This is a genomic window from Rhodococcus sp. NPDC060176 (assembly GCF_042728675.1).
Classification (GTDB): domain Bacteria; phylum Actinomycetota; class Actinomycetes; order Mycobacteriales; family Mycobacteriaceae; genus Rhodococcus_F.
In genome coordinates this window covers 168812-183325 of the sequence record NZ_JBHWYS010000007.1, presented here as the reverse complement: position 1 = coordinate 183325, position 14514 = coordinate 168812, and the positions used below count along the sequence as shown (strand labels likewise).

The following is a 14514-nucleotide window of genomic DNA, read 5'->3' as shown; positions in this document are numbered from 1 at the left end:
TTGTGGGGGAAAGTGGGGTACTGTGGGTTCGGGCGGAGAGCTGAAGCACGATCCGCTCGATAGGGAGGGTTTCAGCGCAAGCTCGCAGGAGGTGTCGAGTGTTCCTCGGTACCTTCACGCCGAAGCTCGACGACAAAGGTCGGCTCACGTTGCCGGCAAAGTTCCGAGACGAACTGGCAGGAGGATTGATGATCACCAAGAGTCAAGATCACAGCCTCGCCATTTACCCCCGGGACGAGTTCGTCAAGCTCGCTCGAAAGGCAGCGGCAGCTCCACGCAATGATCCGGCAGCTCGGGCGTATGTACGTGCCCTGGCCGCCGGCACAGATGAACAGCACGCCGATGCCCAGGGGCGAATCACCCTCTCGGCTGATCATCGGCGTTACGCAAACCTGTCGAAGGAATGCGTAGTGACCGGCTCCGTCGATTACCTCGAGATCTGGGATCTAGCAGCCTGGGAGAGGTATCTCGGAGACAACGAAGAGGACTACTCGCAGGCAACAGGCGAATCTCTCAGCGAGATCGTCTAGGCGAAGAGCCCCCGGCGAATGCCGCGAGGCCTCTGCCCGGAAAGACCCTGACGCACTTCCCCAGCGCCAGGTTCTCCTTCGGGCAGGGACCTCGAAGCATTCGCCTTCTCGAACAGTCATCGCCTTCTCGGAAAGTCAGCACCTTTTCGAAAAGTCATCGGAAATCATGAAAGTAGGAGCCGGAGCAATCATGGTGGATCACGAGGTGAACGAACCCTCGGATGCCGATGGCTTCGCGCACGTCCCTGTACTTCTGCACCGCGCCGACGATCTTCTCGGCCCTGCCATCACCGCCGTCGGTGACGGTGGAGCGGGCGCATACATGATCGATGCGACGTTGGGGCTCGGTGGCCACTCCGAATTCTTCCTGGGCAAGTACCCGGGCCTTCACCTCATCGGTCTCGATCGCGACACCAACGCACTCCGGATCGCTTCCGAGCGTCTGGCGCCATTCGCGGACCGAACGACGTTCGTGCACACCACGTATGACGGGATCGAAGACGCGCTCGAACAGGCCGGTCTGCCGTCGACGGAGTCGGTTCACGCGATCCTCTTCGATCTGGGTGTGTCGTCGATGCAGCTGGACGAAGCCGACAGAGGTTTTGCGTACTCGATCGACGCCCCTCTCGACATGCGAATGGATCAGACGGTCGGGCTGACCGCGGCAGAGGTTCTCAACACCTACAGCCACGGCGACCTTGCTCGCATTCTGAGCACGTACGGCGAAGAGAGATTCGCCGGAAAGATTGCGTCCGAGGTCCTTCGGCAGCGTGAGCGTGAACCTTTCACCACCAGTGCAGCTCTGGTCGAGTTGCTGTACCGGACAATCCCGGCAGCCACGCGACGTACCGGTGGACACCCGGCCAAGCGCACCTTCCAAGCGCTGCGGATCGAAGTCAATGCCGAGTTGGACTCGCTTCGTGCAGCGGTGCCTGCCGGGCTCGACGCACTGGCAGTCGGTGGACGAGTGGTGTTCATGTCCTACCAGTCGCTCGAGGATCGAGTTGTGAAGGCGGAGTTGGTTCCCCGCTCCAAGTCCACCAGTCCTGAGGGTCTGCCGGTCGAGTTGCCGGGAATGGGCCCGGAGTTCCGCATTCTCACCCGTGGCGCAGAACGTGCGTCCGAGCAGGAAATCGAAGAGAACCCACGATCAGCTCCGGTGCGTTTGCGTGCCGCAGAACGCATTTCCAGGAGGCGAGCATGAGTGGTCAGGGCAAATCCGGTGCAGCGCAACGCGCATACGAGAAGCGCACCGCACGGGCGGCCGGTCGGACCGGAACTGCCGCTGCTGCCGGCCCGTCGATCTCTCCTCGGGCGATGCTCAAGGGACGAGTACCGTTCGTGGCCTCCGTCATCGGACTGCTGTCGATCGGTCTTGCGATGACCCTGCTGCTGACCACTCGCGCTGCTGAGGATTCGTACCAACTCAGTGATGCGCGTGCTTACAACCAGTCTTTGGTCGAGCAGAAAGCAGCGCTCGAACGTGACTTCCAGTCGCGTAACTCGGCTCCGGAGTTGGCAAATCAGGCCAGCGCTCTCGGCATGGTCCCGGCCAAGGATCCTGCACGCCTGGTGGTGCATCCGGATGGTTCGGTCGAGGTCGTCGGAACGCCGACGCCCGCGACTGCCGGAGCTATGCCACCGCTCGATGCGCCCACGTCGGTCCCCGCACCGACCTCGACGCCACCGCGCACCACGCCGCCGGTAGTCCCGGGAGCCACGCCGAGCGTTCCTAATAACACGCGAAACCTCGCGCAGAGTGAACAATTGGTTCCTGTGATCCCCACGACGACAGCACCCGCCACCACGACGGCGGTGCCTGCTCCGCCTGAGGAACGTCGGTGAGTCAGAACTCCCGTAACAACCCCGGTCGGCGTCCGCGCCGCTCGGCTACCGCCTCCTTCCCGTTTCGCCAGCGAGTCGGTCGTATCACCATGTGTGGTGCGCTCGCCGTTGCGGCATTGCAGCTCTTGTGGATTCAGGGCATCGATGCGCCGAGTCTGGCCGCGGAATCCGCTAATCAACGAACCACGACGCAGGTTGATCCCGCCGTACGCGGCTCGATTACCGACCGCAACGGAAATCCTCTCGCGTTCACCATGGAAGCCAAGGCGCTGACCTTCCAGCCGGTGCGGGTACGCAAGGAACTGGAGGAAGCGCGCGCCAAGAGCATCGAGCAGGGCGTCGAGGGCGCCAAGCAGGCGCCGGAAGTGAGCGATCGCCTCGCTGAGATCGCAGCCGGAATCCACGCCAAGCTCGGCGATACCGTTCCGGAAAAAGATCTGCTTCAGAAAATGAACAGCAACGAGACCTTCACCTACCTCGCGCGCAGCGTGGACCCGGCAGTTGCAGCCGAGATCTCGGACAAGTTTCGGGAGGTCGGGCTCGAGCGTCAGGACATCCGCGAGTACCCCGGTGGCTCTCTGGCCGCGAATCTCGTCGGCGCGACCGGTTGGGACGGGCACGGGTTGCTCGGCCTCGAAGATTCGATGGACTCCACACTCGCCGGAACCGATGGATCCGAGACCTACGACCGCGGTTCGGACGGGGCAGTGATCCCCGGTAGCTGGCGTGACAAGCAACCGGCCGTCAACGGTTCGGGTGTCGAACTGACCATCGATTCGGATCTCCAGTTCTACGTTCAGCAGCAGGTTCAGATTGCCAAGGACAAGTCAGGCGCAAAGAACGCTTCGGTTGTGGTCATGGACTCCAAGACGGGGCAGGTGTTGGCCATGTCCAACGACAGCACCTTCAACCCCGCGATCGGCATCGACAAGAACGCGCCGACAGTCGAAATGGGCAATCCGTCGGTCAGCACACCGTTCGAACCTGGATCGGTGAACAAGATCGTCACCGCTGCAGCGGCCATCGAGGACGGTAAGACAACTCCGGACGAAGTTCTGCAGGTCCCGGGCAGCATCACGATGGCCGGTGCCACAGTCAAGGATGCGTGGGATCACGGTGTGGCTCCGTACACCTCTACAGGCGTGTTCGGAAAGTCCTCGAACGTCGGTACCTTGATGCTCGCTCAGCGAGTGGGCGAGGATCGCTACGCAGACATGCTGAACAGGTTCGGCCTCGGACAACGCACCGACGTCGGACTTCCCGGCGAGAGCGCGGGCAGCGTTCCGAGTCGCGACCAGTGGTCCGGCGGAACCTTCGCGAACTTGCCGATCGGTCAGGGTCTGTCGATGACAACCTTGCAGATGACGGGGATGTATCAGGCTATTGCCAACGACGGTGTGCGAATTCCGCCGCGGATCGTGAAGTCGACTGTCGATTCTTCCGGCGCTCGAACCGAGACGCCGCAACCCGAGGGCGTCGAGGTGGTCAGCGCCCAGACAGCCTCGACGGTTCGGGACATGTTCCGATCGGTCACTCAGGAAGACACCGGCAACCAACGAGGAACGGGTGTTGCCGCGGGCGTCGAGGGATATCAGGTCAGCGGCAAGACGGGCACCGCGCAGCAGGTGGATCCCGCGTGCAAGTGCTACTCCAACTCCAACTACTGGATCACCTTCGCGGGAATCGCGCCCGCGGACAACCCTCGATTCGTGATCGGAATCATGCTCGACGCCCCGGTTCGCGGCGTGGACGGCGGGGGCGGTCAATCGGCAGCGCCGTTGTTTCACAACATCGCCTCGTGGATGTTGCAGCGTGACAGTGTTCCGATGTCGCCGGACCCCGGTCGCAAGTTGGTGTTGCAGGCGGACTGATTGCGGGGTGTGGGGTTCGACACGGTCTTCGGGTTAATCCCGGACACGGTAATCTCAAACGCCGCAGTAATCTCATTCATTGCAGTGCGCCCTACCTTGCTTGCGCTGCGATCGCCATAGACCGACGACCGACCAACGACCGCCGTAGACCAACGACAATTCCCAGGAGTCGAGTGACAGTGCCGAATCGTTTGCAATCGTCGAACTCGGACGGCGCTCCCGGGACGCGTCCGACACAACCGGTTGCTACCGCGGTCACGGCGCTGTCCGAACTGTCCGGGGCTCGCCTCGAATGGGTCGGACAACCGGGATCACAGTCACCGGAGGTGGTCGTCAAGGGTGTCGACCTGCGTGCGCAGGGAATCGTGACCGATGACCTCTTCGCTGCTCTGCCCGGTGCCAGGACGCATGGCGCTCAGTTCGCCGTCGACGCTCTGGGGCGCGGTGCGACCGCGATCTTGACCGACGAGGCCGGCCTGGAATTGATAGAGGCCGCTGACAAGGCGCCCGACCGTCCCGTTCCGGTTCTGGTTCATCCGAATCCGCGGGACGTGCTCGGCGAGATCTCAGCGGAAATCTACGGCCGACCTTCAGAGAAGATGCAGGTCGTCGGCATCACCGGCACGTCCGGCAAGACCACGACGTCGTACCTGCTCGAAGCAGCGATTGCCGGAGCCGGCCGCAAGCCCGGCCTGGTGGGCACCATCGAGACTCGCATCGACGGCCGCCGGGTCCCCAGCGCGCTGACCACGCCGGAAGCTCCGCAACTGCATGCTCTGTTCGCCGTGATGGCGGAGCAGGGGATCGACACCGTCGTCATGGAGGTGTCCAGTCACGCGCTCGCTCTCGGACGCGTCGACGGCATCCGCTTCGACATCGGCGCTTTCACCAATCTTTCGCAGGACCACCTCGATTTCCATCGGGACTTCGAGGAGTACTTCCAGGCCAAGGCTCGGTTGTTCGATCCCGAGTCGACGGTGCGAGCCGAGCATGCCGTCGTCTGCGTCGACGACGTATGGGGTCGACGGATGGCCGAGTTGGCCGCGACCGACGCGAGCGATGCAGTGACCACGGTCTCGACCTCGACGGCCGAGGCCGAATGGAAAGTCGGTGCGGTCGAGGTTGCCGAGGACGGCTCACAGACTTTCGAGTTGGTCGGGCCCGACGGACAATCATGGCCGGTCTCGCTTCGCCTCCCCGGGCGATACAACGTGGCCAACGCTGCGCTGGCGTTGACCGTCAGTTTTGCTGCCGGCCTCGACCCGGACGCCGCTGTTCGGGCGCTCGGCACTGTGGATGTCCCCGGACGAGTTCAGCGGATCGACCGTGGACAGAGCTTTCTCGCTGTGGTCGACTACGCGCACAAGCCGGCAGCGCTCGAAGCCGTGATCGCCACGCTGCGCAACCAGGTTCCCGGCCGAGTTGCGGTGGTGGTCGGTGCGGGCGGAGATCGCGACGCCGGCAAACGGGCTCTCATGGGTGAAGCGGGTGCGCGAGGTGCAGACCTGCTGATCGTCACCGACGACAACCCACGTTCCGAGGATCCGGCGAAGATTCGTGCTTCGGTGATGCAGGGCGCCATGGACGTGCCCGAATCGGAACGCGGCGAGGTTCGTGAAGTGGGGGACCGGGCGACCGCGATCGAGCAAGCGGTCCGGTGGGCAGAGCCAGGAGATGTCGTCCTGGTTGCAGGCAAAGGCCACGAAGTAGGTCAAGAAATCGACGGGGTCAAGCACCCGTTCGACGACCGCGAGGTGTTGGGCGAAATGATCGGCCGATTCGCGATCAACACAGCACATGGAGGCAAGTAATGATCCCGATGACGCTCTCTCGGATCGCCGAGATCGTCGGAGGAACCCTGCACGACGTCGACGATTCGTCGACGCAGGTGACTGGAACCGTCGAATTCGATTCGCGCAAGGTCAGTCCAGGTGGGCTTTTCCTCGCACTACCCGGCGCACGTGTCGACGGCCATGATCACGCGGAAGCTGCGGTGGCGGCAGGCGCCGTCGCGGTACTCGCGGCGCGGCCGGTCGGAGTGCCGGCGATCGTCGTTCCTTCGGTGCCGAACGACGGTCCCAGTGCGGTGATGCTGCTCGAACACGACACCGACGGATCCGGGGCCGCAGTCCTGCACGCCCTCGGTCTTTTGGCCCGAGCAGTCGTCGACGAACTGGCAACTGATGGAACAGCAACTGATGGTGGGCTGACGCTGGTCGGTGTCACCGGTTCTGCGGGCAAGACCTCGACCAAGGACCTGATTGCAGCGCTGTTGCGCGAGCGCGGTGAGGTGGTTGCGCCGCCCGGATCGTTCAACAACGAACTGGGTTTGCCGTGGACGGTCCTCCGCGCGGACGCGAAGACTCGCTTCCTGGTCCTCGAGATGTCGGCACGCGGGGTCGGCCACGTCGGCGAGCTGACCGAGATTGCGCCGCCGAAGATCGGCGTCGTTCTCAACGTGGGTACCGCTCACCTCGGTGAATTCGGTTCGCGTGAAGCGATCGCTGTCGCCAAAGGTGAACTGGTGGAAGCACTCCCGTCGGCAGCCGACGGTGGCGTCGCGGTCCTCAACGCCGACGACCGCATGGTCGCCGCAATGGCGAGCCGGACCAAAGCCCGGATCGTATTCGTCGGCCAGTCGGAAGACTGCGACGTTCGGGCGACCGACGTGGTCGTCGACGACCAGGCGCGGGCTTCCTTCACACTGAACTGTTCGCAGGGTTCGGCGCGTATTCGTCTGGCCGTGCACGGCGAACATCACGTGAGCAATGCTCTTGCCGCTGCGGCTGTCGCGCTCGAGAACGGCCTCGCGGTTGAAGACATCGCGCGTGTCCTCGAGGGCACGAAGGCAGCGTCCGCGAGGCGAATGGAAGTTACCGAGCGCGCCGACGGCGTCACCGTTGTCAACGACAGTTACAACGCCAATCCCGATTCCATGCGCGCCGCCCTCAAGGCGTTGGTGTCCATGGCACGATCGGATCGGCACTTCGGGCGTCGAAGCTGGGCTGTGCTCGGTGAGATGGGTGAACTCGGGCCGGAGTCGGTGGTCGAGCACGACGCGATCGGTCGCCTTGCCGTCAGGCTCGACGTCAGCAAGTTGATCGTCGTCGGAACGGGCCGCACCTCGCGTGCGATGCATCAAGGAGCGGTGATGGAGGGGTCGTGGGGTGACGAGTCCGTCGTCGTGCCCGACGCAGCTGCGGCAATTGCCATCCTCGAAGCAGAACTCGAACCCGGCGATCTCGTACTGGTGAAGGCGTCCAAGTCGGTTGAACTGTGGACGGTCGCCGAAGCGATTCTGGCCGCAACGACAGGCGCCGACGGCGAGAACACCGGCAGCGAGAACCACACTGGTGACGAGAACACTGACGGCGAGAACAGCGGGGATTCGCAGTGATCCAGATTCTTCTCGCCGCAGGCATCGCGCTCGCGGTCTCCATCATGCTCACGCCAATCCTGATCAAGGCGTTCTCGAAACAAGGTTTCGGGCAGGAGATCCGAACCGAAGGTCCGGCCAGTCACCAGGCCAAGCGCGGCACCCCCACCATGGGCGGCGTCGCGATCCTGACCGGAATCTGGGCCGGCTATCTCGGCTCGCACCTCATCGGTCTCGGCATGGACAACGCGGAGGGGCCATCGGCGTCCGGGCTCCTCGTTCTGGGTCTGACCACAGCTCTCGGCGGAGTCGGTTTCCTCGACGACTTCATCAAGATCCGCAAGCAGCGCAATCTCGGACTGAACAAGACAGCGAAGCTGGTCGGACAGTTCGTCGCAGCAATTGCCTTCGGTATCTTGGCCCTTCAGTTCCGCGGTGACGACGGGCTGACTCCGGGCAGTGTTCATCTGTCGTACGTTCGTGACATCGCCACCGTCTCACTCGGTTCCGTGGTCTTCATCGCGTTCTGCTACCTACTGGTCAGCGCCTGGTCCAATGCCGTCAACCTGACCGACGGCCTGGACGGTCTGGCCGCCGGGGCGATGAGTTTCGTTCTCGGCGCCTACGTCATCATCACGTTCTGGCAGTTCCGCTACTCGTGTGAGACCAACCCGGGCAAGGGTTGCTACGACGTCCGCGATCCACTCGATCTTGCGGTGCTCTGCGCGGCCGGCGCCGGCGCGTGCATCGGTTTCCTGTGGTGGAACGCCGCACCTGCCAAGATCTTCATGGGCGACACCGGTTCTCTTGCCCTCGGCGGCATGCTCGCGGGGTTGTCGATCACCACCAGCACGGAACTGCTGATGGTTGTCATCGGCGCACTGTTCGTCGCGGAGGCCGCGTCGGTGGTGATCCAGGTAGCGGTGTTCCGGTCCAGCCGACGGCGGGTGTTCCGAATGGCACCGTTCCATCACCACTTCGAACTCGCCGGGTGGGCTGAAACCACGGTGATCATCAGATTCTGGTTGCTGGCGGCTATCGCGTCGGCAATCGGATTGGCACTCTTCTACAGCGAATACCTCGCAGCGCTCGGAGGCTGAAAACCATGACCAGCTCAGCGGATTCCGAGAACGATCTGTCCTGGCTCCGCGGTACGCGAGTGCTGGTCGCCGGTGGGCGGGTGTCCGGTCAAGCCACCATCGAGCCTCTTGTCGCACTCGGCGCCGTCGTGACGGTTGCCGATTCGACTCTGGACTTCGCGGAGCGCTGCGCCGAACTCGGCGCGGACATGGTGACCACCACCTCGATCGAGGATGCCCCGGATTCGATCACCGACTACGGGCTCGTTGTCACCAGTCCCGGCTTTCGTCCGGATGCACCGATCCTGGCAGCCGCCGCCGGTCACGGGATTCCCATTTGGGGAGACGTCGAGTTCTCCTGGCGCGTCGACCACAGCGGGCACTTCGGCTCGCCGCGCAAGTGGCTCGTCGTGACGGGGACCAACGGAAAGACCACGACGACGTCGATGCTGGCCTCGATTCTCGACGCCGCCGGAGTTGTCGGCCGCGCCTGCGGGAACATCGGGCTGCCGATTCTCGACGCGCTCGCCGAGACGTCGCCGCGCGTGGAGTACCTCGCTGTCGAACTGTCCTCGTTCCAACTGCACTGGGCGCCTTCGGTGCGTCCGGATGCCGGCGTGGTCCTCAACGTCGCCGAGGATCACCTCGACTGGCACGGCGGAATGAGTGCGTACGCCGAGGCCAAGTCGCGGGCATTGAGTGGAAAGGTCGCGGTGGTCGGCCTCGATGACGCAATCGCGTCCGAGCTGGGAACTCGCGCCACTGCAGACAAAGTCACCGGGTTCAGATTGGGTGAACCGGGCGAAGGAGAACTCGGTGTCGACGGGGGATACCTCGTCGACAATGCGTTCGGCGATCACGTCCGCTTGGCCGAAGCGGCGTCCATAGATCCGGCCGGCCCCGCCGGCGTCATGGACGCGCTGGCCGCCGCCGCCTTGGCACGGGCACTCGGATTCGACGCAGGCGTCGTCGAGCGCGGTCTGGCCGCACACAAGGTCGGCCCACACCGCGGGGCGCTGGTCGGTCGTGTGGGGTCCGTTGTGTACATCGACGATTCCAAGGCCACCAATCCGCACGCGGCCAGACCGTCGATACTCGCGCACGATCGCGTCGTCTGGGTTGCAGGCGGTCTACTCAAGGGAGCAAGCGTCGACCAGTTGGTGAGCGAAGTCGGCCCGAGACTCTCCGGCGCTGTCCTTCTCGGCCGTGACGCTGGTGTGATCGAGGACGCGCTCGCGCGACACGCGCCCGATGTTCCCGTGGTGCACGTGATGTCGGGGGACGATGCATTGGTGAGCGAAAACAGCAGCAACTCGACTCTCACCATCCGGCTGCCGTCGGGTGCCGACGCGGATGCCGTCATGGCCGCAGTGGTCGTCGAAGCTGCCGAATTGGCATCCCCAGGTGACGCCGTCGTACTCGCGCCGGCCGCCGCCTCTTTGGACATGTTTGTCAGTTACGGGCATCGCGGTGACAGCTTCGCCGCCGCAGTAGCCGCGCTGCCCGATCCGTATACAGATTCGCCTGGCGAAGCCGGGAACCTGCGATGACCAAGGGTCCCAAGACCCGAATCGGTGCCTGGTTGGCGCGGCCGTTGGCGTCGTTCCACCTGGTGGTGACGATTGCCACGATGTTGACTGTCTTGGGGCTCGTGATGGTTCTGTCGGCGTCGAGCGTCGAGCAGTACGTGTCCGGCGGCTCGGCATATTCGTTGTTCACCCAGCAGTTGATCTTCGCGATTCTCGGGGCGGTGCTCTTCTACGTCGCGCTGCGGATTCCGGCGAGAGTGCTCCGGCAGTATTCGTTTCCGCTGTTCGTCGTCGTGCTGATCATGCTGGTACTCGTCCTGATTCCGGGAATCGGCACCGAAGCGCAGGGCGCGCGTCGCTGGTTCAACGTCGGCGGATTCTCGGTGCAGCCCTCGGAAATCATGAAGGTCGCGTTGGCGATCTGGGGCGCCCATCTGTTGGCCTCGAGGCGAGCGGACGACCGATCCGTGAAGTCGATCCTGATTCCGCTCGTACCCGCCGCGATGCTGGTCTTCGCGCTGGTCGTCGCGCAGCCGAACCTCAGTACGACCATCGCATTGGGAATCATCGTCGGGGCCTTGCTGTGGTTCGGTGGGCTGCCACTGAAGCTCTTCGGCTCGATCGCGGTGACGGGCGTTGTCGTGGCAGGCGTGCTGGCCATGACGGCCGGTTATCGTTCCGATCGAGTTCAGGCCTTCTTCAACAAGAGCGATGACCTGCAGGGCAACAACTACCAGGCCAAGCAGGCTCTGTATTCCCTCGCCGACGGAGGCTTGCTCGGACGCGGACTCGGGCAGAGCGTCGCCAAATGGAACTACCTGCCGAACGCTCACAACGACTTCATCTTCGCGATCATCGGCGAAGAGCTGGGATTTGTCGGCTGTGCGGTCGTGATCGGGTTGTTCGCCGTATTCGTCTACACGGGATTGCGCATCGCAGCCCGCAGCATCGATCCGTTCTGGCGGCTCCTGTCCGCCACCGCAACTACCTGGATCGTCGGCCAGGCAATGATCAACATCGGTTACGTCATCGGACTGCTGCCGGTGACCGGACTCCAGTTGCCCTTGGTCTCCGCCGGCGGTTCGTCCTTGGCGATCACGTTGTTCATGTTCGGTGTCATCGCCAATGCAGCGCGCCACGAGCCCGAAGCAGTTGCTGCTCTGAACTCCGGGCAGGACGGCAAGATCTCGAAGTTGCTCAGACTGCCGAAGCCCGTGCTGTACCACCCGCCTTCAGGGGGCCGGCCGATCCGTCGACCGAAGCCCGCACGGCAGATCGAACCGGCACGCGGACGCGACGGCCGGCGCGCGATCGAGACGGGCGATCGACGCAAGCGGGCAGATCAAGGCGCTCGTGCTTCCGCGGATTCCACCCGAGGTGCGGCCGCTAGGTCACGGAAGCGCACCGCGGGAGGGCAGAATGGTCAGCGTCGGCAGGCGCCGACACGTAGGGCACAAGATCCACGAGAAGTTCGAGAGCGAGGAATTCGTAGGTGAGCGGCAACAAATCGGCTCTGTCGGTAGTGGTGGCAGGGGGAGGCACGGCTGGTCACATCGAACCCGCTCTTGCGGTCGCGGACGCGGTCAAGGCCGCTGCGCCCGACACCAGGATCACGGCACTCGGGACTGCGCGTGGTCTCGAAACCACCTTGGTGCCTGCCCGCGGCTACACACTCGAGCTCATTCCGCCGGTTCCGCTTCCTCGTAAGCCCACGATGGATCTCGTCAAACTTCCGACACGCATCCTCGCGTCGGTGCGCAAGACCCGCGAGGTACTCGATTCCGTCGACGCCGACGTGATCGTCGGCTTCGGTGGCTACGTCGCGCTTCCGGCGTACCTTGCCGCCCGTGGTGGTGTTCTTCGGCGCCGACGCAAGATTCCGATCGTCATCCACGAAGCAAACGCCAGTGCCGGAATCGCGAACAAGATCGGTGCTCGCCTGGCGACGCGCGTGCTTGCCGCCGTTCCGGGGTCGGGTGTGAAGAACCGCGGCGATCAGGACGCCGAGATCGTCGGCATTCCGGTCCGGGCGTCGATCGCCAATTTCGATCGAGCGGGACTTCGTTCGCAAGCGCGCGAGTACTTCGGACTGCCGCAGGACGGTCCCGTTCTACTCGTCTTCGGCGGATCGCAGGGCGCGAAGTCGCTCAACGACGCGGTCTCCGGCGCTGCCCAGGAACTCGCGAAAGCGGGAATCTCGGTGTTGCACGCACACGGACCCAAGAACTCCCTCGAGGTCACGCAGTACTCGGAGACGGCACCGTACGTGGCTGTTCCTTATCTTTCGCGGATGGATCTCGCGTATGCGGCAGCCGACGCGACCATCTGTCGTTCTGGTGCGATGACGGTCGCCGAGGTCTCGGCGGTCGGGCTTCCGGCCGTTTACGTTCCGCTGCCGCACGGCAACGGTGAGCAGGAGCTCAACGCGAAACCCGTTGTCGCAGCAGGCGGCGCGATCATCGTCTCCGACACCGACCTCACGCCGACGTTTGTCGCCGGTACCGTCGTCCCGATGCTCAGTGACAGCGCGCGCCTCGAAAAGATGAGCAGTGGCGCTGCCAACGTCGGACACCGTACGGCGGCAACCGAGATCGCACGGATCGTGCTCGACATCGCGGCAAAGGAAAACGCCGTCCAGGAAAACGCAAGGGGAAACCGATGACCGCGCTGCCCGCCCACCTCGAGCGAGTACACATGGTCGGAATCGGCGGTGCCGGCATGTCCGGCATCGCGCGAATCCTGCTTTCCCGCGGAGGCCTCGTCTCGGGTTCGGACGCGAAGGAGAGCCGTGGAGTCCTGGCGCTTCGTGCACGCGGGGCGCAGGTCCGGATCGGTCATGACGCCGATGCTCTCGACCTGCTACCAGGCGGACCGACCGTCGTCGTCACGACTCACGCGGCCATCCCGAAGGACAACCCGGAACTCGTCGAGGCCGCTCGCCGCGGAATCCCGGTGATCCTTCGGCCGGCCGTCCTTGCATCACTGATGCAGGGCAATCGCACCTTCCTGGTTTCGGGTACACACGGCAAGACGTCGACGACCTCGATGCTCGTGGTCGCCCTGCAGCACTGTGGTTTCGACCCCTCGTTTGCCGTTGGCGGAGAGCTCAACGAAGCGGGAACGAATGCCCATCACGGCAGCGGTGACGTCTTTGTCGCCGAGGCGGACGAAAGTGACGGGTCGCTCCTGCAGTACGACCCCAACGTCATCGTCGTGACCAACATCGAGGCCGATCACCTCGACTACTTCGGCAGCGTCGAAGCGTATGTGCAGGTGTTCGACGATTTTGTCGACAAGCTACGCCCGGGCGGGCTCCTGATTGTCTGCCTCGACGATCCAGGATCGGCGGATCTCGCGAAGCGAATCGTGGCCTCGGGTCGTTCGGACATCCGGGTACTCGGTTACGGGTCCGCGGATACGCAGGAAGTGGAGGCGGGCACTGCCTTCGAGCCTGTCGACGGTGTCGAGGTCGGAGTCCGACTGCTGGGCTTCCACGCACACGACGTCGGCGGAGTCCTGCAGTTCCACCTGGCGGGGGAGAGCGCTGCGCGAACCGTGCGGATGGCAGTGCCGGGTCGGCACATGGCGCTCAACGCGCTGGCCGCTCTGCTGGCCGCCCGTGACGCCGGCGCCGAGACGGAGGAAATCGTCGAAGGGCTCGCAGGATTCGGTGGTGTCCACCGCCGGTTCCAGTTCACCGGTCGCGAGCGTGGTGTCCGGGTGTTCGACGACTACGCCCACCATCCGACCGAAGTTCGCGCGGTCCTCGGCGCGGCCGCGGATCTGGTTCGACCGGAAGACGATTCGTCGTCGACCAATTCGGCAGCCGGGCGTGTAATCGTGGTATTCCAACCTCACCTCTATTCGCGCACAGCCGCGTTCGCCGAGGAGTTCGCGCAGGCACTGGACTTGGCCGACGAGGTAGTTGTTCTCGACGTGTACGGCGCTCGCGAAGAGCCGATGCCGGGCGTCAGCGGTGCGCTGGTCGCTCAATCGGTCACCAAACCTGTTCACTATCAACCTGATCTGTCCCAGGCGCCGAAGCAGGTCGCGGCGTTGGCTCACCCCGGCGACATCGTCATCACGATGGGTGCCGGTGATGTGACCATGCTCGGCAAACAGATCCTCGATGCTTTGCGTTCGGCGCCGCATCCCGCGCCGCGATGACACCCGACGCACGAAGTCGGCGCGGGCGTCGAGATCCTCGAGCCAGACAAGCCACCAGTACGCGTCGGCGCAGTACTCGCACCGAATCGCGATACTCGACGCGGTCGACGGAGCCGG

The 14514-nt window shown here is 64.1% G+C and carries 11 protein-coding genes; all 11 read left to right on the top strand.

Annotation, left to right across the window (positions count from 1 at the left end; all coding sequences use genetic code 11):
• Positions 1-98: 98 nt before the first annotated feature.
• Positions 99-530: a division/cell wall cluster transcriptional repressor MraZ gene (gene mraZ / locus ACFWEM_RS26835; RefSeq protein ID WP_003941779.1), complete on the top strand. Its 432-nt coding sequence runs from the start codon at positions 99-101 to the stop codon at positions 528-530.
• 190 nt (positions 531-720) lie between these two features.
• On the top strand, positions 721-1734 hold the full coding sequence (gene rsmH, locus ACFWEM_RS26830) for a 16S rRNA (cytosine(1402)-N(4))-methyltransferase RsmH (RefSeq protein ID WP_230813526.1): 1014 nt from the start codon (positions 721-723) through the stop codon (positions 1732-1734).
• Positions 1731-2375 (top strand): hypothetical protein, encoded by a 645-nt coding sequence (locus tag ACFWEM_RS26825; protein ID WP_378538820.1) that lies wholly within the window; start codon positions 1731-1733, stop codon positions 2373-2375. Before rsmH ends, ACFWEM_RS26825 begins: the two co-directional genes overlap by 4 nt.
• A complete protein-coding gene (locus tag ACFWEM_RS26820; protein WP_378538819.1) occupies positions 2372-4246 on the top strand; it encodes a peptidoglycan D,D-transpeptidase FtsI family protein in 1875 nt (624 codons plus the stop codon). Before ACFWEM_RS26825 ends, ACFWEM_RS26820 begins: the two co-directional genes overlap by 4 nt.
• A 179-nt stretch (positions 4247-4425) precedes the next feature.
• Positions 4426-6057: a UDP-N-acetylmuramoyl-L-alanyl-D-glutamate--2,6-diaminopimelate ligase gene (locus ACFWEM_RS26815; protein ID WP_378538818.1), complete on the top strand. Its 1632-nt coding sequence runs from the start codon at positions 4426-4428 to the stop codon at positions 6055-6057.
• The gene (gene murF / locus ACFWEM_RS26810; RefSeq protein ID WP_378538817.1) at positions 6057-7643 is read left to right on the top strand and encodes a UDP-N-acetylmuramoyl-tripeptide--D-alanyl-D-alanine ligase; all 1587 of its coding nucleotides are present in this window, start codon (positions 6057-6059) and stop codon (positions 7641-7643) included. Before ACFWEM_RS26815 ends, murF begins: the two co-directional genes overlap by 1 nt.
• Entirely contained in the window at positions 7640-8722 is a 1083-nt protein-coding gene (gene mraY, locus ACFWEM_RS26805) for a phospho-N-acetylmuramoyl-pentapeptide-transferase (RefSeq protein WP_003941699.1), read from the top strand. The genes murF and mraY overlap by 4 nt, the downstream gene beginning before the upstream one ends.
• A 5-nt stretch (positions 8723-8727) precedes the next feature.
• Entirely contained in the window at positions 8728-10251 is a 1524-nt protein-coding gene (gene murD / locus ACFWEM_RS26800) for a UDP-N-acetylmuramoyl-L-alanine--D-glutamate ligase (protein WP_378538816.1), read from the top strand.
• Entirely contained in the window at positions 10248-11726 is a 1479-nt protein-coding gene (gene ftsW, locus ACFWEM_RS26795) for a putative lipid II flippase FtsW (protein WP_378538815.1), read from the top strand. Before murD ends, ftsW begins: the two co-directional genes overlap by 4 nt.
• Entirely contained in the window at positions 11723-12892 is a 1170-nt protein-coding gene (murG, locus tag ACFWEM_RS26790; protein WP_378538814.1) for an undecaprenyldiphospho-muramoylpentapeptide beta-N-acetylglucosaminyltransferase, read from the top strand. The genes ftsW and murG overlap by 4 nt, the downstream gene beginning before the upstream one ends.
• Positions 12889-14397 (top strand): UDP-N-acetylmuramate--L-alanine ligase, encoded by a 1509-nt coding sequence (gene murC, locus ACFWEM_RS26785; RefSeq protein WP_378538813.1) that lies wholly within the window; start codon positions 12889-12891, stop codon positions 14395-14397. Before murG ends, murC begins: the two co-directional genes overlap by 4 nt.
• Positions 14398-14514 lie beyond the last annotated feature (117 nt).